This is a genomic window from Collinsella sp. AF29-7AC (assembly GCF_003475665.1).
Lineage (GTDB): Bacteria > Actinomycetota > Coriobacteriia > Coriobacteriales > Coriobacteriaceae > Collinsella.
Genome location: NZ_QRQX01000023.1, coordinates 344 through 23,068 on the forward strand (window position 1 = coordinate 344; position 22,725 = coordinate 23,068).

17 protein-coding genes and 1 tRNA gene are annotated in these 22,725 nt (G+C 61.3%); 9 read left to right on the forward strand and 9 right to left on the reverse strand.

Features of this window, described 5'->3' with window-relative positions; genetic code table 11:
- Positions 1 to 48: 48 nt before the first annotated feature.
- Complete coding sequence (gene guaA / locus DWZ15_RS08975) at positions 49 to 1,647, reverse strand: glutamine-hydrolyzing GMP synthase (RefSeq protein WP_118450561.1); 1,599 nt, start codon at positions 1,645 to 1,647, stop codon at positions 49 to 51.
- Between the two features lie 268 nt (positions 1,648 to 1,915).
- On the opposite strand from guaA, the gene DWZ15_RS08980 reads away from it, so the two are divergent.
- Positions 1,916 to 2,929, forward strand: coding sequence for an asparaginase (locus DWZ15_RS08980; RefSeq protein ID WP_117786451.1), 1,014 nt, complete (start codon positions 1,916 to 1,918; stop codon positions 2,927 to 2,929).
- A 22-nt stretch (positions 2,930 to 2,951) separates the two neighbouring features.
- Here DWZ15_RS08980 and DWZ15_RS08985 read toward each other — a convergent pair whose 3' ends face one another.
- The gene (locus DWZ15_RS08985; RefSeq protein WP_035136926.1) at positions 2,952 to 3,170 is read right to left on the reverse strand and encodes a helix-turn-helix domain-containing protein; all 219 of its coding nucleotides are present in this window, start codon (positions 3,168 to 3,170) and stop codon (positions 2,952 to 2,954) included.
- 76 nt (positions 3,171 to 3,246) lie between these two features.
- Here DWZ15_RS08985 and DWZ15_RS08990 point away from each other — a divergent pair, with 76 nt between their 5' ends.
- A complete protein-coding gene (locus DWZ15_RS08990; RefSeq protein ID WP_117843347.1) occupies positions 3,247 to 3,636 on the forward strand; it encodes a hypothetical protein in 390 nt (129 codons plus the stop codon).
- 9 nt (positions 3,637 to 3,645) lie between these two features.
- Here the strand turns inward: DWZ15_RS08990 and DWZ15_RS08995 are convergent, their stop codons facing one another.
- The 6 genes from DWZ15_RS08995 to DWZ15_RS09020 all read right to left on the reverse strand — a co-directional run bounded on the left by DWZ15_RS08995 (position 3,646) and on the right by DWZ15_RS09020 (position 10,259).
- Positions 3,646 to 3,999, reverse strand: coding sequence for a DUF1648 domain-containing protein (locus tag DWZ15_RS08995; protein WP_225093255.1), 354 nt, complete (start codon positions 3,997 to 3,999; stop codon positions 3,646 to 3,648).
- A gap of 41 nt (positions 4,000 to 4,040) precedes the next feature.
- The gene (gene ychF / locus DWZ15_RS09000; protein WP_089572784.1) at positions 4,041 to 5,117 is read right to left on the reverse strand and encodes a redox-regulated ATPase YchF; all 1,077 of its coding nucleotides are present in this window, start codon (positions 5,115 to 5,117) and stop codon (positions 4,041 to 4,043) included.
- 114 nt (positions 5,118 to 5,231) lie between these two features.
- On the reverse strand, positions 5,232 to 6,485 hold the full coding sequence (locus DWZ15_RS09005; protein WP_118267634.1) for a 4Fe-4S binding protein: 1,254 nt from the start codon (positions 6,483 to 6,485) through the stop codon (positions 5,232 to 5,234).
- Between the two features lie 151 nt (positions 6,486 to 6,636).
- Positions 6,637 to 7,704 (reverse strand): glycerol dehydrogenase, encoded by a 1,068-nt coding sequence (locus DWZ15_RS09010; RefSeq protein WP_118450563.1) that lies wholly within the window; start codon positions 7,702 to 7,704, stop codon positions 6,637 to 6,639.
- 147 nt (positions 7,705 to 7,851) lie between these two features.
- Complete coding sequence (locus tag DWZ15_RS09015; protein WP_118450565.1) at positions 7,852 to 8,952, reverse strand: glycerol dehydrogenase; 1,101 nt, start codon at positions 8,950 to 8,952, stop codon at positions 7,852 to 7,854.
- Between the two features lie 83 nt (positions 8,953 to 9,035).
- A complete protein-coding gene (locus DWZ15_RS09020; protein ID WP_089572776.1) occupies positions 9,036 to 10,259 on the reverse strand; it encodes an iron-containing alcohol dehydrogenase in 1,224 nt (407 codons plus the stop codon).
- Between the two features lie 500 nt (positions 10,260 to 10,759).
- Between DWZ15_RS09020 and DWZ15_RS09025 the strand changes: the two genes are divergently transcribed.
- The 4 genes from DWZ15_RS09025 to DWZ15_RS09045 all read left to right on the forward strand — a co-directional run bounded on the left by DWZ15_RS09025 (position 10,760) and on the right by DWZ15_RS09045 (position 15,279).
- Positions 10,760 to 11,836 carry a hypothetical protein gene (locus DWZ15_RS09025; RefSeq protein ID WP_118260213.1) on the forward strand — a complete coding sequence of 359 codons (1,077 nt, stop codon included), beginning with the start codon at positions 10,760 to 10,762 and terminating at the stop codon, positions 11,834 to 11,836.
- Entirely contained in the window at positions 11,836 to 12,879 is a 1,044-nt protein-coding gene (locus DWZ15_RS09030) for a hypothetical protein (RefSeq protein ID WP_118450567.1), read from the forward strand. The genes DWZ15_RS09025 and DWZ15_RS09030 overlap by 1 nt, the downstream gene beginning before the upstream one ends.
- Positions 12,880 to 12,924: 45 nt before the next feature.
- On the forward strand, positions 12,925 to 15,102 hold the full coding sequence (locus DWZ15_RS10590) for a MurT ligase domain-containing protein (protein WP_199580067.1): 2,178 nt from the start codon (positions 12,925 to 12,927) through the stop codon (positions 15,100 to 15,102).
- Between the two features lie 100 nt (positions 15,103 to 15,202).
- Positions 15,203 to 15,279: transfer RNA gene (locus DWZ15_RS09045), tRNA-Glu, on the forward strand.
- A gap of 637 nt (positions 15,280 to 15,916) precedes the next feature.
- On the opposite strand, the gene DWZ15_RS09050 is transcribed toward DWZ15_RS09045, so the two are convergent.
- A complete protein-coding gene (locus DWZ15_RS09050) occupies positions 15,917 to 18,004 on the reverse strand; it encodes a glutamine synthetase III (RefSeq protein ID WP_117645902.1) in 2,088 nt (695 codons plus the stop codon).
- A 428-nt stretch (positions 18,005 to 18,432) separates the two neighbouring features.
- On the opposite strand from DWZ15_RS09050, the gene DWZ15_RS09055 reads away from it, so the two are divergent.
- From DWZ15_RS09055 to DWZ15_RS09065, 3 genes are read left to right on the forward strand one after another with little or no spacing between them, the layout of a single operon-like run.
- The gene (locus DWZ15_RS09055) at positions 18,433 to 19,305 is read left to right on the forward strand and encodes a methylenetetrahydrofolate reductase (protein ID WP_118450569.1); all 873 of its coding nucleotides are present in this window, start codon (positions 18,433 to 18,435) and stop codon (positions 19,303 to 19,305) included.
- Positions 19,305 to 20,093, forward strand: a complete 789-nt coding sequence (locus DWZ15_RS09060; protein WP_118450571.1) for a hypothetical protein — start codon at positions 19,305 to 19,307, stop codon at positions 20,091 to 20,093. The genes DWZ15_RS09055 and DWZ15_RS09060 overlap by 1 nt, the downstream gene beginning before the upstream one ends.
- Before the next feature lie 10 nt (positions 20,094 to 20,103).
- On the forward strand, positions 20,104 to 22,662 hold the full coding sequence (locus DWZ15_RS09065; RefSeq protein WP_199580068.1) for a homocysteine S-methyltransferase family protein: 2,559 nt from the start codon (positions 20,104 to 20,106) through the stop codon (positions 22,660 to 22,662).
- Positions 22,663 to 22,725 lie beyond the last annotated feature (63 nt).

Sequence of the window (22,725 nt, forward strand, 5' to 3'; positions counted from 1 at the left end):
AAACCGTGCCCGCTATCTAATACTATATTATTTTATCGAACGTCTGTTCTATTCCCACTCGATGGTCGCCGGCGGCTTGGACGTGATGTCGTAGCACACGCGGTTGGCACCGGGAACCTCGGCCACGATGCGGCCGGAGATGCGAGCCAGGACGTCGTAGGGCAGCTTGGCCCAGTCGGCGGTCATGGCATCGCTGGACTCGACGGCACGCAGGATGATCGGGCGCTGGTAAGTGCGCTCGTCACCCATAACGCCGACGGACTTGATGTCGGGCAGGACCGCAAAGTACTGCCAGCAGCTGTGCTCGGAGTTGCGCTCGCCGGTCTGCTCAAACAGGCGCTGGTTGTAGGCGTCGAGCTCCTCGCGCACGATAGCGTCGGCATTCTTGAGGATCTCGAGCTTCTCCTTGTCGACCGCACCGATGATGCGGATGGCCAGACCCGGGCCCGGGAAAGGCTGGCGGAACACGATGTGACCCGGCAGGCCCAGCGCCAGACCAAGCGCGCGGACCTCGTCCTTAAAGAAGTGATCAAGCGGCTCAATGAGGTCGAAGTGTACACCCTCGGGGAACGGGATCAGGTTGTGATGGCTCTTGATGGTGGCCGTCTTGCCGCCTGTCTTGCGAGCGCCGGACTCGATGATGTCGGGGTAGATGGTGCCCTGAGCCAGGTACTTGACCGGCTTGCCGTCGCACTCGAGCTGCTGCGCCACGGCGAAGAACTCTTTCCAGAACTGCGTGCCGATGATGCGGCGCTTCTCCTCGGGCTCGGTCACGCCGGCCAGAAGCTCGGCATAACGGTCCTCGGCGTGGACGTGGATAAAGTCGACGTCAAACTGTTTGGTGAAGACCTCCTCCACCTGCTCGGGCTCGCCCTTGCGCAGCAGACCGTGGTTGATGAACACGCAGGTCATCTGCTTGCCCACGGCGCGAGCGCCCAGCGCAGCCACGACGGAGGAGTCGACGCCACCGGACAGGGCCAGGATCACGCGGTCGTCGCCGACCTTCTCGCGGAAGTCTGCCGTCATGGTCTCGACCAGGTTGTCCATGCTCCAGTTGGGCTCCAGGCCGCAGATCTCAAACAGGAAGTTGCTCAGCAGCTGCTGACCGTACTCGGAGTGCTTGACCTCGGGGTGGAACTGCGTGGTGAAGATCTTGCGCTCGACGCACTCCATGGCGGCAACCGGGCACACGTCGGTGCTGGCGGTAACGGTAAAGCCCTCGGGCACCTCGGACACGGCGTCGCGATGGCTCATCCACACGGTCTGCTCCATAGGCGTGGAGTTAAAGAGCTTGGCGCCGGCCGTACGCGTGATGGTGGCGCGGCCGTATTCGCCCACCTCGGAGTGGCCGACCTTGCCACCGAGCGTCACGGCCGTGATCTGATGGCCGTAGCAAAAGCCCAGGACGGGAAGGCCCAGGTCAAAGATGGCAGGATCGATGGACGGAGCGTCCTCGGCATACACGGAGGCCGGGCCGCCGGAAAGGATGAGCGCAGAGGCGTTCATCTCGCGAATCTCGTCGGCCGAGATGTCGCAGGGGACAATCTCGGAATACACGTTGAGGTCGCGGACGCGACGGGCAATGAGCTGACCGTACTGCGCACCAAAGTCGAGTACGAGGACCTTTGCGGAAGCCTTTTGATCCATGGTTTCCCCCTCTTGTTGGCGGGGAGCCGGTGCCCACCCGCGTGAATGAACAAAAATAACTTTCATAGTGTACACGTTATATGGGGTTTCTCGTCCCTCGCAGCCATCAGCGCACGGCAAACGCACGACCTGGGCCCCTATTTGACGGCAATTGAAGTGTTACCGAACGTTGCAGATGATGTAATACGTTTGAACATTGGACGCCCTGTGCCACAATACTGCCGAACGACTCCGCCTCTGCGGCGGCAAATACGATAGGAATACCAGCATGAAGCGCATCCTTCTCATCGCCACGGGCGGCACCATCGCATCGACCGAGGACGGCAACGGCCTCTCCCCCGCCCTAACCGGTGAGGAACTCGCTCAGAGCGTCCCCGAGATCTCGGGCCTCTGCGAGCTCGACGTCGTGCAGCCCATGAACATCGACAGCACCAATATGCGCCCCAGTGACTGGATGCGTATCCGCGACGTCATCGTCGAGGGTTATGCCGACCACGACGGCTTCGTGATTCTGCACGGCACCGACACCATGAGCTACACCGCGGCAGCGCTTTCCTACCTGATTCAGGACAGCCCCAAGCCCATCGTGCTCACCGGCTCGCAAAAGCCCATGGGCAATCCCTTTACCGACGCCAAGCTCAACCTGTACCAGAGCCTGCTCTATGCGCTCGACGAGCACTCGCACGATGTCTCGATTGTGTTTGGCGGCGTCGCCATTGCCGGCACGCGCGCCCGCAAGCAGCGTACCATGAGCTTTAACGCGTTCATTAGCGTCAACTATCCGCCCATTGCCTATATCCGCAACGACCGCATCGTTCGCAACGGACTCCATGGCACTCACCAGAACGAGAACCCGGTTCGTTTCTACGACAGCATCGACCCGCGCGTATTTGTACTCAAGCTTACGCCCGGCGTAAACCCGGGCATCCTCGACGCCCTTGCCGATAGCTACGACGCCGTGATTCTGGAGACCTTTGGCATTGGCGGTATCCCCGAGTTTGGTGAGTCGGGCGAGTCGTTCCAAGAGGCAATTTTCCGCTGGGTCGATTCGGGTCGCACTGTCGTTATGACCACGCAGGTCCCCGAAGAGGGCCTTGACCTGGGTGTTTATGAGGTCGGCCGTGCCTACGCCGATCATCCGGGCATTTTGCGCGGCGACGACATGACCACCGAGACGCTCGTGGCCAAAACCATGTGGGCACTCGGCCAGTCACGTGATGCGGCCGAGATTCAGCGCCTGTTCTACAGCCAAGTCAACCACGACCGCATCCCGATGGCGTAATTCAGTTGTCGACGGGTATCCCCTATTCGATGCCCTCGAGAAGCTCTGATACCGTCATGCCGAGTGCGGGCGCGATCTTAAATAGAACCTTGAGCGTGAAATTTGCCGTCCCATCTTCGATTCGGTCGAGGTAGGGTCGGCTGATTCCTGTCGCCACACAAAAATCAACCTTGGAGATACCAAGGTCCCTGCGTGTCTCTTCGACCCGCCTGCCAAGAATCTGTTTAGCACGTTCGTCCATGCAGACGAGTTTGAAATGGAGCCGAACATAAACGTAAACTATAGTTTACGTTTTGCCGAATACACAGGAGTTTTCTATGTCGGGTTCTTCGGTCCGCACGTACCGAGCCACGCTTCGCACAAACAGCGCACCGCCCAAGCTCGTCGTCGTTGAAGCAGAATGTCTTTCGCCCGATGAGCGCACAGCATTTGCATTGCTATCAAGTCGCGTAGCCGCCGTTCTGGTCCCTTGCCCGGCGCAAGGCGAACTTGCCATCCAATGCCAAGCGCACAGCTGCTCGCTCAATCAGGCTGCCGTAATCGCAACCAGCCAACGCGGTCTGCCCCTTCTCCTGGAAGCCGGTACCGCGCTCACCCTTCGCGGCGCCGGATACGAAAACGAGGCCGCCGCCGACATGGTCTTTAAACCACGATCGAGCGGCGGCCTCGCAGCAGCCATTGAATATGCGTGCAGGCTCGTTGACTAAAAGGACAAGCTAGAAACCAAAGCCAAAGCCCGTTCCGGTAATAGCCGAGTACATAAAGTAAACGTTGATCACGTTGAGGAACACACCCGTGATGCAACCGTTGCGCAGGTAGCGCTCGCACACGATGCGCGCCATGGCGGCGGAGTCATCATTGTTTTTAGCCTGACGTCCTGCCGTAAAGTACGTCGCCACGCTCAGCAGCAGGTTGAGCACCGGCAGTGCCAGCAGCTCGTAGCTCTTGCCCCAGCGCGTCACCTCGCCGGCGGCGTTAAACTTCGTTGCCACCTCGGGGCCAATGTTGGGGATAACACACGCTGCAACCACCAGCGGAATCACCGCAAGCACGAGCAACGCAATACCCATGTAGCCAGCTTTTTTGCCGTATTTAAACATATGCGTCGTCCTTACACGTTAAAGCGGAAGTGCACGACGTCGCCATCGGCCATGACATACTCTTTGCCCTCGATACGCAGCTTGCCGGCGGCCTTGGCGCCCTGCTCGCCACCGAGCTCGATGTAGTCGTCGTAGCCAATGACCTCGGCCTTAATAAAGCCGCGTTCAAAGTCGGTGTGGATGACGCCAGCGGCCTGCGGGGCGGTCGCGCCCTGGCGAACCGTCCAGGCCTTGACCTCCATCTCGCCAGCCGTAAAGAACGACTGCAGGCCGAGCAGTTTGTAAGCGGCCTGCGCGAGCACGTCCAGACCGGGCTGCTCCAGGCCCAGGCTCTCCAGGTAGTCGGCAGCGTCCTCGGGATCGAGCTCGGAAAGCTCGGCCTCGATCTTGGCGCAGATCGGCAGCGGTTTAACGCCATCGATGGGCGCCAGGTCCTCGTTGAGCATATCCTCGTCCACGTTGGCCACATACAGGATGGGCTTCATGGTGAGCAGGAACAGGCCCTTGGCAGCGGCGCGCTCCTCGTCGGTCATCTCCATGGACGCGGCGCGCTTACCCTCGTTGAGCCAGGCGAGTAGGCGCTTGGCGACCTCAAACTTGGGCATGAGCTCCTTGTCGCGCTTGGCCTCCTTCTCGAGCTTGGGCAGCTGCTTCTCGAGCGTGCCCATGTCGGCCAGGATGAGCTCGGTCATAATGGTGTCGGCATCGCCGGCGGGATCGACGAACTCGCCGGTGCGACCCACCTCACGCATGACGTTGGGGTCCTTAAAGTAGCGCACGACCTCGCAGATGGCGTCGGTCTCGCGGATGTTTGCCAAGAACTGGTTGCCCAGGCCCTCGCCCTCGTTGGCGCCCTTCACCAGGCCGGCGATGTCGACGAACTCGACCGTAGCCGGCACAATGCGACCCGGGTTGACGATGTCGGCGAGCTTTTGCAGGCGGCTATCGGGCACATCGACGATACCCACGTTGGGGTCGATCGTGGCAAACGGGTAGTTGGCGGCAAGGCCGGTCTTTTTGGTAAGCGCGGTGAACAGCGTCGACTTGCCTACGTTGGGCAGGCCCACGATACCGATGGAAAGGGACACGACAGCTCCTTTTGATACAGGTACTTCAAACTGCATAAGTATAGCGCCGTCGCAGCATCCGGGCGAATCCGGACACCGCGGCGGCACGAATGAAGCAGAGATAGGAGTCGCTGACTAGTCTGCGAGCTTTTCCACCTGATCGAGCATCTTATCGAGCTTGGCCTTTGCCTCGGCCTTGACCTTCTCGGCCTCCTCGTGAGCCTTCGCCTTCTGGGCGGCCTTTTCCTCGGCTTCGGGATCGACGACGACCAGATTGGACGCATCGTGCTCAACAAGCTTGAGCGCATGTTCGGGGCACACCTTGACACAGGCGCCGCAGCCCAAACAATACGTGGACTCCAGTGCAAAGCGACCGCTTCCCACCAGGTCACAGGCAGATGTGGGGCACGCGTTAACGCACTCGCCGCACGACGTACACTTGTCAAAATCGCACTCCGGCGTGCTCACCTGCATGTTCTGGGCAAGCTCGGGATGGTTCTGCAGCGTCGAGAGCACCAGCTGGCGCCCGTGCGTGAGCGAACGGCGACGCTTGGTTGTCGTGGTACCGCACATGGTGTTGAGTGTGCGCTCCAGCTGGGTGATCTGATGGCGATGGGCTTTGAGCTTCTGCGTCACCGAAGCCAGCGCCGCCGTCGCCGGATTGAGTTTGGTCACGGTCAGGCCCGTGGTACGGGCGATCTTTTCCATGTATTCCTTGCGCTCGTACTCGCGGCGCTTATGGCATTTGAGGCTCTTGGGGTCGACCTCCAGGCCCATACCCGTACCAGCCCATTCCTCGGCCTTCGCAATCGCCTCGCCCAGCATGTCCTCGCCACCGGTGTTGCGGCATTTATCGCACACGCCCAGCGGCAGATACACACTCACGTTGGGATAGTCGGCCAGCACCGAGAACCAGGTCTCGGCTGTAATATCGCCCACGCAGGCAACGACGACCTCGTTCTCGCGCGGCATGCGCTTAAGGGCGCGCGTGCAGGTAACGTAGGCGGTCTCGTGACTTGTAGCCGCCGAGACAATGTCGTCATACAGGTTTTTGGGCGCCAGGCGCGGCGAGATGATCGCCTCAGTCGGACAGGCAGCGGCGCACAGGCCACACTTGCGACAGGAATCGAGGATCTCGATGGCATCTTCCTCGACCTCGATGGCGCTGACCGGACACACGTCCATGCACGCGGTGCAGCCACTCTTTTCGTTTTTGCAGGTCAAGCACGGAATGGTGTTGCCGCGCGGACGCTCCTTGTAGTCGGCAGGATTCCACTGCGGCGCCGACGGATCGAGCGCATCGGTCACACCGCCAAGCGGGTTTTTAAGAAAGTCGAAACCCTTGCTGATCTCGATAATGTCATCAAACAGATCGTGTTCCTGCGCCATGCGCGGCCCCTCCCTGAGCAGTGCAAACAAGCAAGAGATAATAATACGCTATCGGTCCACACCTCGGGCAAATTTCACGCGGCGCATCTTTGCGGCAAATAGCCCATGGCCTATCGCCGCCTCGATTGCACAAGGTCAATCAAGCGCCAAACTATGCCTCGCGCATGAGCTGCACGAGCTTTTGCCTAGTCACCTTTGCCTGTTCGTTGGCCATGTTGCGCTCGTTCTTAAAAGTTGCGTCGGCAACGCTCAGCAAATCGGCATCGGTAATCTCACCAAGCCCCAGCTCCTCAAGCGTCGTCGGCAGACCGACGCGCTGGCAAAACTCGAGCACCTGATCAAGCTCGGGCGCACGCTCCAGGCGCAGCTGCACCACCAGACCAAATGCCACGGCCTCACCATGCATGGCCTTGCACTCGGGCAGGATCGTCAGACCGTTGGCGATGGCATGCGCCAACGCCAAGCCACCACTCTCAAAACCGACGCCCGAGAGCAGAATATTGCACTCGATCAGACGCTCAACCGCCGGCGATGTACGGCCCTTTTTGAGATCGCGCTTGGCAGCGACACCGCATTCCATGAGCGTGTCGTAGCAGGAACGTGCCGCGACCAGGGCCAAGTGCCCCGGCGCGCCACCGTGCTCGTTGGCGCCGTGCGCCGCGGCGCACGAACGCGCCTCGAAGTACGTTGCCAGCGCATCGCCCATACCAGCAACCGTCATACGCAGTGGGGCCGCCGCGACCACGTTGGTATCGACCACGACCAGGTCTGGATTCTTCTCGAGCATCAGGTAGCGGTCGAACGACCCATCCTCGTGGTACAGCACCGAAATCGCACTGCACGGACCATCCATTGAGGCCGCCGTGGGGCATACGCACAACGGCAGCTCGGCATAGAACGCTACTGCCTTGGCGATATCGAGCATCTTGCCGCCACCGATACCCACCACCATGTCGCAATACTCAGCCTGGGCTTCCTTAGCCATTTTTACAACGGCCTCTTCCGTACACGGACCGTCATAAATCTTAAAGAACGGCTCACTCAGATCTTCATCCAGAAATCCATCGACGATCTGCCTGCACAGCCGATCCTCGGTGCCCTGGTCAAACAAGACATAGGCAGCGCAGCCCAACCATGACAAATACCTGCCCTGACGCGAAAGTTCGCCCGGCCCCTGAACATACCGGCCGGGACCGCCATAAACCATAGGAAGCGCCATACGAGAATCCGCCCTTCATCAAACAACGATTGGTGCAAAGTAACCTGACCCCTTTGCACCAACTTGGTGCGATGGGGTCAGGTTGGTTTGCACCATAGCAAAAAGGGGCAAAGCCGTCTGCTGGCTTTGCCCCTTCCTTAGCTTGATTTACTCATCCATAAGGTAGTAGTGACCCAGCGCGTCGGCACCCAGGATGGCGTTTGCGACCATCTCGGGCGTCACCTCAAACGGCATGTTGCACATGGTGTCATCGGGCGCGCAGGCGGCCTCGGCAACGACCATGGCCTGCTCGCGCGTAACCTCGGCAACGCCAAGCTCCTTCATCGTGACCGGCAGGCCCAGCTCAATGCAGAAGCCCAGGACTTCCTCGAGTTTCTCAGTCGGAGCATCCTCGAGTACCAGCTGGACGATGGTGCCAAAGGCGACCTTCTCGCCGTGATACATGCCGTGGCACTCGGGCAGCATCGTCAGGCCATTGTGGATGGCATGAGCAGCAGCAAGGCCCGAGCTCTCAAAGCCAATGCCCGAAAGCAGCGTATTGGCCTCGATGATATGCTCGACTGCAGGCGTGAGCGCACCCTTCTCCAGCGCGACCTTGGCCTTGACGCCATCGGCCATAAGCGTCTCGTAGCAAAGCTTGGCGAGCGCCAGACCGGCCATGCCGCCCTTGCCGCCAGCGCAGGTGCCACCGTCGGCATCATGCGTCGCCTGGGCCTCAAAGTAGGTTGCGAGCGCATCGCCCATACCGGAAACCGTCAGGCGCACCGGGCTCGCCGCGATAACCGTCGTATCCATCAGGACAATGTTGGGGTTTGCCTTAAGGAAGAGATATTTATCGAACTGGCCATCGTCGGTGTAGAGCACCGAAAGCGCCGAACACGGGGCATCGGTCGAAGCAATGGTGGGGCAAATGATAACCGGGGACTCCAGGTAATAGGCGACGGCCTTCGCGGTGTCGAGGATCTTGCCGCCACCGACGCCGACGATGATGTCGCAACCGTTGTCGCGAGCGAGCGCGACCAGGCGATCGACCTCACCCTTGGAGCACTCGCCGTTAAAGTCCTCAAACAGCAGCTCGGCCTTAGCCTCGGCAAAACCGCCCTCGATCTTGGCACCGACGCGCTTCTTGCCCGAAGGCGTCACGATGACGAGGGCCTTAGCGCCGAGCGGCTCGACATAGGAGCCGAGTTTGGCGAGCTCGTCCGGACCCTGGATGTACTTGCTGGGGCTATTGAAAAATGCAGCCATAACTATCCCATTCTCTAAAAGAAAAAAGAAAGGGGCTCCGTACAGATACGTGCGGAGCCCCTCGTTACGATAACAAGAGTCGATTAGAAATCGATGTCGGTGTCGTAGTAGCAGGCCTTGAGGATCTTCTCGAAGTCGGCAGCCTTGGTCTCACGCGGGTTCTCGGGCGTGCAGGCGTCGGTCTCGGCGTTCGCAGCGATCTCGGGCAGCTTGGCGAGGAACTCCTCCTCGGAAACCATCTGCGGGTTCTCGGCGTCGACCTTCACGCCACCATTCGCGTAATCCTTGATGGACTGCGGAATGTTGAGCTGGTCGTTGAGATCGCGAATCTTCTGGACGAGCGCAGCGATGAGCTCCTCGTTGGTCTCGCCGGGAAGGTGCAGGATCTCCTTGGCCACGTAAGCGTAACGCTCAGCAGCACGCGGGTCCTTGGAGTTCCACTGGATGACCTTGCCCAGGTACATGGCGTTAGCGGCACCGTGGATGATGTGGCCGTTCTCGAAGGCAGCACCGGTCTTGTGAGCCATGGAGTGAACGATGCCGAGCAGGCCCGAGGAGAAGGCGATACCGGCGATGCACTGAGCCTCGTGCATGTGCTGACGGGCCTCATGGTCGCCAGCATAGGACTTGGGCAGCCACTCGACGATCTCGCGGATGCCGTGCAGGGCGTTGGCGTCGGTGAACATAGAGGCGCAGGTGGAAACGTAGGCCTCCATGCAGTGGGTCAGAGCATCCATGCCGGTGTGGGCGCACAGCTTGGCGGGCATGGTGTAGGTGAGCTCGGGGTCGACGATGGCGACATCAGGGGTGATGTTGAAGTCGGCCAGCGGGTACTTGATGCCCTTGGCGTAGTCGGTAATGACGGAGAACGCGGTGACCTCGGTAGCGGTGCCGGAGGTAGAGGAGATGGCGCAGAAATGAGCCTTCTGACGCAGCTCGGGGAAGCTGAACGGCTGGATGATGTTATCGAAGGACTCCTCGGGATACTCGTAGAAGACCCACATGGCCTTAGCGGCATCGATGGGCGAGCCGCCGCCGATGGCGATAATCCAGTCGGGCTCGAACTCGCGCATGGCCTCGGCGCCCTTCATGACCGTCTCGATGGACGGGTCGGACTCGACGCCCTCGAACAGCTTGACCTCGAAACCGCCTTCCTTAAGGTCGTTCTCGACGTCCTGCAGGAACCCGCCGCGGCGCATAGAGCTGCCGCCAGAAACGATGATGGCCTTCTTGCCCTTGAGGTTCTTCACCTCGTGGCGAGCGCCCTCACCAAAGTACAGATCGCGAGGATTGGTAAAACGTCCCATACTGTGCCTCCTAAACAAGCCCCTCTTAGACTTGCGTATATAACGGAGCACCCGATTGGCTCCGTTAGGACCGTTTTGCGCGTTGCCGGCGATGACAATGCGCGATGTCTAAACGTCTCAACGCTCAGACAAACACTATTCTACCGTTCTGGTTGGTCAGTTATTCATCCAAAGTTACCAATGATGAAACGTTTTTTCTATCCCTGAAGACCCTTGTGCAGCATCCATACCCCCAAGCTGGGCAAACGTTTTATCAAGGTTGACTACATATCCTGGGCAGGACTGTGCCCCTCCAAAATATGCACCGTTCGCCGCCAAAAATCGACCGTTTGCGGCACCGTGATACCACTCGGTCGTCCAAGGTGCCGACATTTGTGCGACATCCGTCTTCGTGGTGCAAAGGTGCAAGTCCAAGTGCGACACCCCCGGTGTGCCACATGCGGGTAAACTAGAACCTTATATAGAGACATTTGAACCCTAACCGCAGCAAAGGAGGCCCCATGGCATTCGATCCCATTCAAGAGGATTGCCATCGCCTCGTTCTTGAGGCCTTGCGCCGCGACAATATCCCGCTCACCGATGGCACCGCCGTAGAGCGTCTGATGGAACAATTCACCCGCAACCCCGCGCCGCTCATCGTGCATGATCGCGACCGCGCCGGACATCTGATTGCCAAGGTGGTCGAGGCTGTCGACTACCGCATTCCCTTTATCCCCGACGATGCCCAAGCCGAGCAGGAAGAGGCCGCTGCCGAGAACATGCTTCGCGAGGCCGCCGCGCTCGATCCGACCAACTGGGATGCCCAGCGCATGCTGACGGCCCTCACCGCCGACTCCAACGAGGAATACGTACAGTACCTGGTATCCAAGCGCGATGAAGTCGAGCATGACCTGGCGTTCAAGATCGCCTCGGCGCAGGACCCCTATGAGCGCGAGGCCGCGGGCGACCTTATGCGCCGCCCCTACCTGCGCTGGCTTGCCGCCCTTGCATCGCGCGCCCTCATTAGCGGACGCTATCGCATGTCGCTCGAAGCTGCAAACCGCAGCCTCGACTTTGCCCCCAACGATCCGGCCGGCGTCCGCCACACCGCGATGCTCGCCATGGCGAAGCTCGAATACCCTGCCGAGGAGCTCAAGCGCTTTCGCTCTGCCCACTCCGTCCCCTATCTCGCCAACACGCCGCTGCGTCGTCGTCCCAAGGACGCGGAGCGCGACTTGGACCCGTGGACGCTCATCGCACTGATGAGCGCAGCCTGGCGCGAGCTGGACTACGAGGGTGCCGAGCACTACTTGCGCATCCTTGCACGCTCGTGCCCGCACGCGGCCGAGGCACTCTACTTCCAAACCGAGTTTCCCGATGGCGTCTATGCCCGCGTCAACGTGGGTGCGGGCTCTACCGACGAGCTTGTCCTTGCGCTGTCCGAGGCGACGCCGGTACTGCAGGAGGGCTTGGGCGCCCCCGACAACGCCAGCTTCGCCGCCTGGGTCGCCACCAACGATATCGTGCGTTCCCAGATCGACGAGCGCATCCTGCGGGCGGCCGAGCAGGGCCTGCCGTTTAAGGGAGGAGACCTCTAATGGATCCGAGCGTCTACATCCCCGCCTACCTGGAGCGCGCCTACGTTGCGTCGCACCCCGAACTCACCGATGCAGCACGCGAACTTGTCCATAACGACGTGAGCGTTAACCCTCAAAAGTACGCGCAGACCGAGCATGCGCAGGCGCTGCTTTCCTATGCCGGCGTGCATCGTCATTTGCTCGACGAGCTCCATCGCATCGAGGACATGGGCAGCGACGAGGAGTTTGAGCAGACGCGCAACCGCCTGTTCGACGATATGCGCGATGAGCTGCTCAAGATCGTTCGCGTCGATGCGCTGGCGGTCGATGCCCAGCTGCTCGCCATCATTTTGGCGGACACGCCCGTCGACGCCTGCCTGGGCGACCTGATGAAGCTCGAGACGAGCACGGCCGACTACTTGCAACAGGGCGTGCCCGGGTTTGATATGGAGGCCCCGCACTACTGGGCCAATAATGTTTTGGCCGACGGTGTCACCGCAGCGGACCTTACCGTGAGCGAGCCGGCCCTTATCGGGTGGCTTCACACACTCGAGGCCATCTCGCAGCTGTGCATGGCGAGCGCTCGTTACCGCGCCGCCGCCAACTATGCTCGCCGCGTTCTTAAGGCGGAAGGCTATCCTACCCGGGCCGCCGGCACCGTGCTGCTCGCCCTCGCCCGCCTAGAAGACCAGGACGGCTTTTTTGCCCTGGCCCACCAGCTCGAGGAGCAGATGGGGGCAGACGCACTCGAAAACTCTCCTTGGTACCTGCTCGCCCGCACGATCTTGCTGTTCAAAACGAACAAGATGCGCCCGGCGACGCGCGCGCTGCGTGAGTTCGCTAACCGTTGCGAGGGCGGCGCGTTCTTCTTGCTGAACCCCATGTACCAGACGCCGTATCTTCCCTGCCGACCCGAGCCGCGCGACCCCTGGGACCTTTCGCACCAGGCAGTTTGGGAGGCCGACGGCATCATCTCGGACACCCCCGACTTTGCCCCCTGGGCCAACGCCTGCGAAGATGTATCGCAGCTCGCCCAGGAATTTGCGCGCCGCTACGGATTCTAGTGACGCACTCGACCCGACCATGTCGTTTACGTTAGGAACGGTTTCATGAACCTCCGCTCATCTCTTGCCTGCACCTCGAGTGATATCGCTCGCTGGGGGCTGCGCTCTGTCCTTAAGCGCCAGGGCGGCGTACTCCCCGGCCGCATCGCCATGAAGATCAACCCCTATCTGCTGAGCGACCTGGCGAGTCTTGTCGACCGCAGCGTGGTGATCACCGGCACCAACGGTAAGACCACCACCTCCAACCTCATCGCCGACGCCGTTGCCGCCAGCGGCGCCACCGTGGTATGCAACCGCGCCGGCAACAACATGGAGCCGGGCGTGGTGGGCGCACTGCTCGAAGCGCGCAGCGACCTCAAGCGAGCCGGCGGCGGCAAGCGCGTGGGCGTTTTTGAGTGCGACGAGCTCTACACCGTACGCGTTCTGCCCAAGCTCAAACCGACGTACTTTGTGCTGCTCAACCTGTTCCGCGACCAGCTGGATCGCTATGGGGAGATCGACCATACCCAAGACGTCATTGCCCATGCGTTGGAGCTCTCTCCGGCAACAACGCTCATCTACAACGCCGACGATCCGCTGTGCGCCTCGATCGCCGCGCGCGTCCCCAATGCAAGCATCGCCTTTGGCATCGACGGCGCCACGGGCACCGAGTCCGACCGCATTAGCGACTCGCGTTTTTGCTCACAGTGCAACGCACCGTTGGAGTACGACTATGTGCAGTACGGCCAGCTCGGAGCCTATCATTGTCCTTCGTGCGGATGGGAGCGTCCCGCGCTGGTCCGTCGCGTGACGGGCGTGGAGCTCGGCTGCGACGGCTACGGCTTTGACCTGGTCTTTGGACCTGCGCCCGACGCTGCTGCTGCACACATCGCCACACGCTACAACGGCCTGTACATGGTCTATAACGTTGCCGCCGCCTTCTTTGCGGCGCGCGAGCTGGGCGTGGACGCGGCACATCTGCAGCCCACGCTCGATGCCTACGTCCCCGCCGGCGGACGCATGGGCCGCTGGGATATTGCCGGCCGCACCGTCGAGGCAAACCTGGCAAAGAATCCCGTAGGCTTCGATCGACAAATCCAGTCCATCAAGACGGCAGGCGGCAGACTCTGCGCTTTCTTCCTCAACGACAACGATGCTGACGGCCACGATGTATCGTGGATCTACGACGTCGACTTCGAGCGCATCGCCGACACGCCGGGTCTTGTCGCCTTTGCCGGAGGCACGCGTGCGCACGACATGCAGGTACGCCTCAAGTACGCCGGCATCGATGCCGCGATTATCTCGGACGTCGCGCAGGCGATCGGCGCCGTGGCAGACGAGGCCGCCGATGACACCTTCTACGCCGTCGCCAACTACACGGCCTTCCCGCCGTTAGTCAAGGAGCTCGACGGGCTTAAAGACGACGATGCAAGCTCAATTGTCTCCCACGCCGTAACGCGCGCCGATGGTAGCGCTGTCCCCACCGATATTGCGCCGGTCGAGCTTTCGCGCCCGTTGCGCATCGTCTACCTGTATCCCGATGCGCTCAACCTCTACGCCGACGGCGGCAACGTTATCGCGCTCGAACGCCGCTGCGCCTGGCGCGGCATTCCCGTGCGTGTGGACGAAGTCCACATGGGCGAGACGCTCGACCTGACCGACGCCGACATCGTTATGATGGGCGGTGGCTCCGATCGCGACCAGCTGGCGGTTGCACATGAACTGCTCGCTCAAAAAGACAAGGTCGCGGCCTATGTTGAGGACGGCGGCACACTGCTTGCTATCTGTGGCGGTTATCAGCTGCTCGGCCGTTCGTACTACATGGGCGACGATCGCATTGAGGGTCTGGGCGTCATTGCCGCCGAGACTGTGCGCGGCTCCGACCGCCTGATCGGCAACGTCGCCGTCAAGACCGACCTGGCACCCGAGCCCTTTGTGGGATTCGAGAACCACGGCGGCCGCACCCTGCTCGATACAGCGGCCACGCCGCTCGGAACGTCCGTCGTCACTGGCACCGGCAACAACGGCGACGACGGCTTTGAGGGTCTGATCTACAAGGGCGTCATCGGCACGTACCTGCACGGCCCGGCGCTACCCAAGAATCCCGAACTCGCCGACTGGCTGATCGCGCACGCCCTCGAGCGCCGCGGCGACGCACAGGCCAACGCTCTGCTGCCGCTCAAACCCCTCGACGACATCTACGAGCACGCCGCCCACGACGCCGCCATGAAGCTCCTCCCCTAACACCTCACCACCACAAAGGGGACAGGCACCTTTGTGGTGGTTTTCCAGTTTGCCAACGATATACGCGCCGGCAAAAAAGTCTGCTATACTCTTTCCCGCTGTCCCCATCGTCTAGCGGCCAAGGACGCCACCCTTTCAAGGTGGATATCGCGGGTTCGAATCCCGCTGGGGGCACCATTTGAAACGAGAAGCCCGTTACCCCCGCGGTGATGGGCTTTTTGCTACCCCAACGCCGGGATTCGAACCCGACAGGGTGCGGAGCTGAGGAAACGCGTAAGCGTTTTCCAGCGCAGCACGCAAGGAGCGGAGCGACGCAGCGAAAGCGGGCGGCGCCAGCCGCACGCGGACATCCCGCTGGGGGCACCATTTAAACTGAGAAGCCCGTTGCCCTCGCGGTAACGGGCTTTTTGCTGCCGATATGCCGGGATTCGAACCCCGAAGGCATAAAATCACACTGTCATCCAAGGGCCCGTGGACAAAAAATAGCAAATATGAGTACTGTTACCAATTTAGTAACAGCGATTTCATGCCATCAGAAGGCGATTTGGACACAAGGCGTCCTACGGCGGAGGAATTGCAGGCATTTATCAGCTAAGTACTTGGACATATGTTGCGTAACACTGCATATTTTGCAAAAAGATAATGCTACAGGGCTTGTGACAGTACTCATATTTGACGTTTTTTGCCCACGACCCCTTATTGCGTGGGCGAATCAGTTGCAAAGCGGGATCCAAAGCGTCCTTCGCAAACAAATAGCCGGGGCCCGCGCGATGCGGACCCCGGCTCAATACCGTGACGATATGTCAGCTACGTCCTACACGTAGAACAGGATGTCATCGTAGGTCGGAACCGGCCAGTAGTCGGCGGCCACGATCTCCTCCATTGCGTCCACGGCGGCACGCAGCGTATCCATAGCGGGAACGACCTCGTGTGCATACACGTTGGCCTGCTCCTGGCCATCAAGAGCCTCGGCCTTCTGATGCACGGCGTCGAGCGCCTTGATGGAATCGTTGATGGCGGTGATACCGTTGCAGAGCTTGTTGAGCGTGTTCTGCTCGCACTGCATGGCGGCCTCAGCACCGGCGGCACGAATAGTCTCAAGGCCCTTAGCAACCTTGGTGGCATAGGCGGTAATGACCGGACGATAGGTACGACGCGCCTCGCGAACCATCGTGGTGGCCTCGATGTTCATGAGCTTGTTGTACTTCTCGAGCTTGCAGTCGTAGCGGCACTGGGCCTCGGCCTTGGTCAGGACACCCGTCTCCTCAAAGAGCGCAATGGCCTTATCGGAAACAAAGGCGGGAAGAGCGTCGGCCGTGGTCTTGTTGTTGGCAAGGCCGCGCTTCTCGGCCTCGATGGGCCACTCGTCGGAGTAACCGTCACCGGAGAACAGGATGCGCTGGTGATCGGTCAGCACCTTCTTGCAGTACTCGAGCGCGGCGTCCTGGAACTTATCCTCGGGCGTACCCTCGAGTGCGTCGGCGAAAGACTTGAGCGACTTGGCCACGGCAGCATCGAGCACCAGGTTGGAGTCGGAGACGTTCTGCTCGGAGCCGCAGGCACGGAACTCGAACTTGTTGCCGGTGAAGGCGAACGGGGAGGTGCGGTTGCGGTCGGTGTTGTCCTGCATCAGCTTGGGCAGGGTATCAGCGCCCAGGTCGAGCACGCCGCGCGTGGCGTGGACGGAAGCCTTGCCGTCGATGATCTTCTCGACAACCTCGGTAAGCTGGTCGCCCAGGAAGATGGACATAATCGCCGGAGGAGCCTCGTTGGCGCCCAGACGATGATCGTTGCCGGCCGAGGCAACGGAGGCACGCAGGAGCTCCTGATAGTTATCGACGGCCTCGATCACCGCGGTGAGGAAGACGATGAACTGCAGGTTGTCGAGCGGGGTGTCGCCCGGGTCGAGCAGGTTCTCGGACTCGGTGCCAAGCGACCAGTTGTTGTGCTTGCCCGAACCGTTGATGCCCTCGAAGGGCTTCTCGTGCAGCAGGCAGACCAAGTCGTGGCGGGAGGCGATGAGCTTCATCTTCTCCATCATGACCAGATTCTGGTCGATGGCCTCGTTGACCTCGCCGTAGACAGGGGCGAGCTCATGCTGGCAGGGAGCGACCTCGTTGTGCTTGGTCTTGGCAGGAATGCCAAGCGCCCACAGCTCGTCGTCCAGGTCCTTCATATAGGCCGAGACGGTGGGGCGGATAGCGCCAAAGTAGTGCTCCTCGAGCTCCTGACCCTTGCAGGGAGCAGCGCCAAAGAGGGTGCGACCGGTGATGACTAGGTCCCTGCGCTTGCGGTAAGCGTCCTTCTTGATCAGGAAGTACTCCTGCTCATCGCCCACGGAAGGAACGACCTTCTTGGGGGTCTTGCCAAACAGCGCCAAAACGCGCTTGGACTCACGCGAGAGCGCGGTCATGGAGCGCAGCAGCGGGGTCTTCTTGTCCAGGGCCTCGCCCGTGTAGGAGCAGAAAGCCGTGGGGATGCACAGGACATCGTCCTTGATAAAGGCGGGGCTAGTGGGATCCCAAGCGGTGTAGCCACGGGCCTCGAAGGTGGCGCGCAGACCGCCGTTGGGGAAGCTCGAGGCATCGGGCTCGCCCTGGATGAGGTTCTTGCCCGTAAACTTGGTAATGGCGGTGCCGTCGTGGTTGGGCTCGAGGAAGCTGTCGTGCTTCTCGGAAGTAATGCCCGAAAGCGGCTGGAACCAGTGCGCGTAGTGCGTCGCGCCCTTGGAGATGGCCCAGACCTTCATGGCGTGGGCAACGGCGTTGGCCACATCCAGGTCGAGCGGCTCACCGTCCTCGAGGGTTGCAGCAAGGCGCTTCCAAATGTCCTTGGGGAGGTAGTCCTTCATGACTTCCTCAGAGAACACCATGGTCCCGAAGCGGTCAGTAAGTTCGGCCATACGGAACTCCCTTCGTATCGGCACCGCGTGAGAAGCGGTGTTGATTACTAACGAACGAGTCATAGATTAGGCTCGTCGTGTTTCCGCAACATTACCGTTATGTTGCTGTCACGAAACCAATCAATGAGGTTACCGCATCGCGGCGGCGTTGCCGCCCTCAACGGCCAATCAACTGTATAAATTGCAGACCTCTCCCCATGGTTTAAGGGTAGTCAATTTGGGATGGGGCTCTATTAACTGGTATTTCGCATCAGATACCAGTCTTTATAGCCCCATCCCAGATTGGCCGCTCTGCTATAGGGAATGTCGATAGCAAGGCATCTTTGATTGGTATCCCCCAAATAGTGAGTGAAACTCCACCGTGGCATAGTGGTGCTGTAGAATCCTTACAACACATCACACTATTTAAGTATCTAAAGGAGCACGATATGCGCGTCGACGAGGTTTTTAAGCAGGCAGCATCCCAGGGCACCGCACCCGTTTCGTTTGAGATGTTCCCGCCCAAGGGCGAGCTGACCCTCGACACGGCTCGCGAAGTGGCAGGCAATCTGTGCAAGCTTTCGGCGAGCTTTGTCTCGGTCACCTGCTCGGCCGGCGGCTCGGGCAACGGTGCCACCACCGCCCCCATCGCGCATATGATTTCGAGCGAATTCGACACGCCCTCGGTGGCGCACCTTACCTGCGTTGGCCGCACGCATGCCGACATCGCCGCCAAGATCGACGAATACCGCTCCGCCGGCGTAGAAAATGTGCTGGCCCTGCGCGGTGATCTTCCTGCTGGCGCGACCGAGGACGACAAGCCCGCCTCGGACTACGCCTACGCCCGCGACCTCATCCCCGAGCTCGTCGACGCCGGCTTTTGCGTGGGCGCCGCGGCCTACCCCGAGGGCCACATTGCCTGTGAGGACCTCAACGCTTCGGTCGAATACCTCAAGCAAAAACAGGACGCCGGCGCGAGCTTCTTTGTGACGCAGCTCTTCTTTGACAACGAGTGCTTCTACCGCTTCCGCGAGCTTGCCGACAAGGCGGGCATCACGGTGCCCATCACCGCGGGCATCATGCCGTTTATGGGCAAGTCCCAGATCAGCCGCATGGTCTTTATGTGCGGCGCGTCGCTGCCCTCCCCCGTCATCAAGATTCTCGCCAAGTACGAGAACGACCCCGAGAGCCTGCAGGCAGCCGGTGTAGATTATGCCGCCCGTCAGCTTTGCGACCTTAAGGAGCACGGTGCCGCCGGTCTGCACCTGTACACTATGAATCGTCCTGCGATCGCCGCGACCATTATGGAGCGCCTGGGGTAATGGAAAAACCGCACATCGATACAACCGCTGTCGAAGTGCCGGCCGACCTTGCGTCGCCGGCGCTTTACCGTGTCGATGCTGCGCACCATCCCCGTGTCGACCGTGCCGAGATGCTGCGGTATCTGGGCTACGGCGGCCAGCAGATTGAGCCCGAGCTGTCACGACGTATTGAGCTTGTGGTCGAGCGCCTTGAGCTGGACATTGAGCCCCGCGGCGTGCGGCGCGTGTTTACCGTCGATGCCACGGGCGTGGACGAGCAGGGAGAGCCTTGCATCCGTCTGGTTGGCACCAACGTTGAGCTGCGTGGTCGCGATATCTATCGCCATCTCAAAGACGCCCGCTTTGCCGCGCTCATGGCATGCACACTCGGCATGGACGCCGAGCGTCGTCTGCGCACCACGGGAGCCCAGCAGCCCCTGGAGGGAGCTGTACTCGATGCCGCGTGCTCCGCTTACGTGGAAGCCGCCGTTGAACAAATGGACCAGCAGGTCAAGACGGACGCCGCCGTTCATGGGCTCGCCGGCAACTGGCGCTTTAGTCCCGGCTACGGCGACTGCCCGCTCTCGGCCCAGCGCTCGATCGTCAACGCGCTCAACGCCACGCGACTCATCGGGCTTACCGTCACACCCACCAGCCTGCTCATGCCCACCAAGAGCGTGACCGCGGTGATCGGTCTGTTCGACGGCGAGGTCCACGACGCCCAGAGCCGCCCCACCTGCAATATCTGCCGCATGCGCGAGCACTGTCGCTTCCGCGCCGCCCACACCACCTGCTATTCCAGCCATTAGGAGCTCATCGATGTTTACTCCGCTTATCACTCACGATCTGGACGGCGCCGCGCTGGCGGCGCCTGTTGATGCTGCGCGCCGCAACGGGGCTGCATACAAGACGCGCGCGATCGACGATCTGCGCATTAAGGACGATCGTCTGCGCGCCGCCATCGAGGGCACGGGACACCTGCTGTTCGACGGCGGCATGGGTACCATGCTGCAGGCGGCCGGCATGAAGGCCGGCGCCCTGCCCGAGCTGCTCAACTTTGAGGAGCCTCAGGTCATTACCGACATCCAGCGTCAGTACGTCGAAGCCGGCTGCGACGTGATCACCGCCAACACCTTTGGCGCCAACGCCCACAAGCTCGACGGTACCGCCACCGTGGCAGATGTCTTTGCCGCCGCTGTCGCCTGCGCCCGCGCGGCCGGTGCCCATTACGTCGCCGGCGACATCGGCCCCATCGGTGCGCTGCTTCGCCCCCTGGGCACCCTCAGCTTCGACGAGGCCTACGACCTCTTTGCCGAGGAAGTGCGCGCCGGCGTCGATGCGGGCGTGGACCTCTTTATTATCGAGACCATGACCGACCTTGCCGAGATCAAGGCGGCCGTCCTCGCCTGCCGCGAGAACTCCGACCTGCCCGTCTTTGCCACCATGACCTTTGAGGAAGACGGTCGCACGTTCCTGGGCACGAGTCCCGAGGTGGCCGCCATCACGCTCGACGCCATCGGCGCCGACGTTTTGGGCATCAACTGCAGCCAGGGACCGGCCGAGCTCCGAGGGCTCGCCGCACGTATGCTCACCGTTACGGACAAACCCGTTATGGTGCAGGCCAATGCGGGACTGCCCCACGTGGACGACGACGGTAATACCGTCTTTGACATCCAGGCCCCCGAATACGCCAAAGCCGTCGCCGGCATGATTGAGGACGGCGTGAGCGTCGTGGGCGGCTGCTGCGGCACCACGCCGGCGCACATGGCCGCCTTGCGCACGCTTATCGATAACCACACGCCCAGTCCGCGCCACCGCAAGCCCAGCATGTCGGTCACGAGCGCCCAGACGGTCGTGGACCTTCCCTGCGACGGCCACAAGATTGCCGTCATCGGCGAGCGCATCAATCCCACCGGCAAAAAGCGCCTGCAGCAGGCCCTGCGCGACGGCGACCTGGACTACGTCGTGAGCCAGGGCATCAGCCAGCAAGAACAGGGCGCCGACATCCTGGACGTCAACGTGGGTCTGCCCGAGATCGACGAGGTCAAGGTCATCCAGCAAGCGACCGAGCAGCTCCAAGGCTCCACGCTGTTGCCGCTGCAGATCGACTCCACCGACCCCGCCGCCGTCGAGGCCGCCGTACGTCGCTACGCCGGCAAGCCCATCATCAACTCGGTCAATGGCAAGCAGCAGATCATGGATGAGATCTTTCCGCTGGTCGCCCACTATGGAACCAACGTCGTCGGCCTTACGCTCGACGAAGGCGGCATCCCCGATACCGCCGAGGCCCGCTTTGCCATCGCCGAACGCATCGTGGCCGAGGCCGCCCGCTACGGCATCGGCCCGGACCGTATCCTCATCGACTGCCTGGTCATGACCGCCTCGACCAATCAACGCCAGGCCGAGCAGATCCTACGCGCCATGTCCCTGTGCAAGGAGCGTCTGGGCGTCAAATGCGCGCTCGGCGTGTCGAACATCAGCTTTGGCCTGCCCGCTCGCCCGCTGCTGGGTTCGGTCTTTTTGGCCGCCGCCTTTGGCGCGGGTCTGGACGCCCCCATCATGAACCCGGGCTCCAAGCGCTTTATGGACACCGTCTACAGCTATCGTGTCCTGAGCGTTGAGGACGAGGGCTCGACCGGATACATCGAGCGCTATGCCGGCTGGACCGATCCGTACAAGATCGCCGCCAACCCGGCAGCGGCTCAGGCCGCATCGGGTGATGCCGCGCCCGCTGCCGGCACCGCCGGCACTGACGGCAACGACGACCCGATTCGTCGCATGGTCGTCTCGGGCCGCAAAGGCGAGATCGCTGCCGAGACCGAGCGTCTGCTGGCAGACCACGACGCCATGGACCTTATCAACAACCACTTTATCCCCGCCCTCGACGAGGTGGGCGTCCTCTTTGACCAGGGCAAGTTCTTCTTGCCGCAACTCATGGCCTCGGCCGAAGCCGCACGCGTGGGCTTCGACACCATCAAGCGCCTGATGCCCGCCGGCGAGATCGCCGACAAGGGCAAGATCTGCGTGGCCACCGTCAAGGGCGACATCCACGATATCGGCAAGAACATCGTCAAGATGCTGCTCGACAACTACGGCTACACCGTCTTTGACCTAGGCCGCGATGTCGACCCGCAAGAGGTGCTCAAGACCGTGCAGGAGCGTGACATCAAGCTCGTCGGCCTCTCGGCGCTTATGACCACCACGGTCGTCGCCATGGAAGAGACCATCAAGTTGCTCCATGCCGAGGTTCCGGGCGTCAAGATCATCGTGGGCGGCGCCGTGCTCACCCCCGAATACGCCAAGCAAATCGGCGCGGACTACTACGCCAAGGACGCCGCCGAGAGCGCTCGTATCGCCGAAGAGGTCTTTGGGAAGTAACACAACGGAAACAACCGTGCACCAAAACGTGCCGCATGCGTCACTTGGCACGTGCGGCACGTT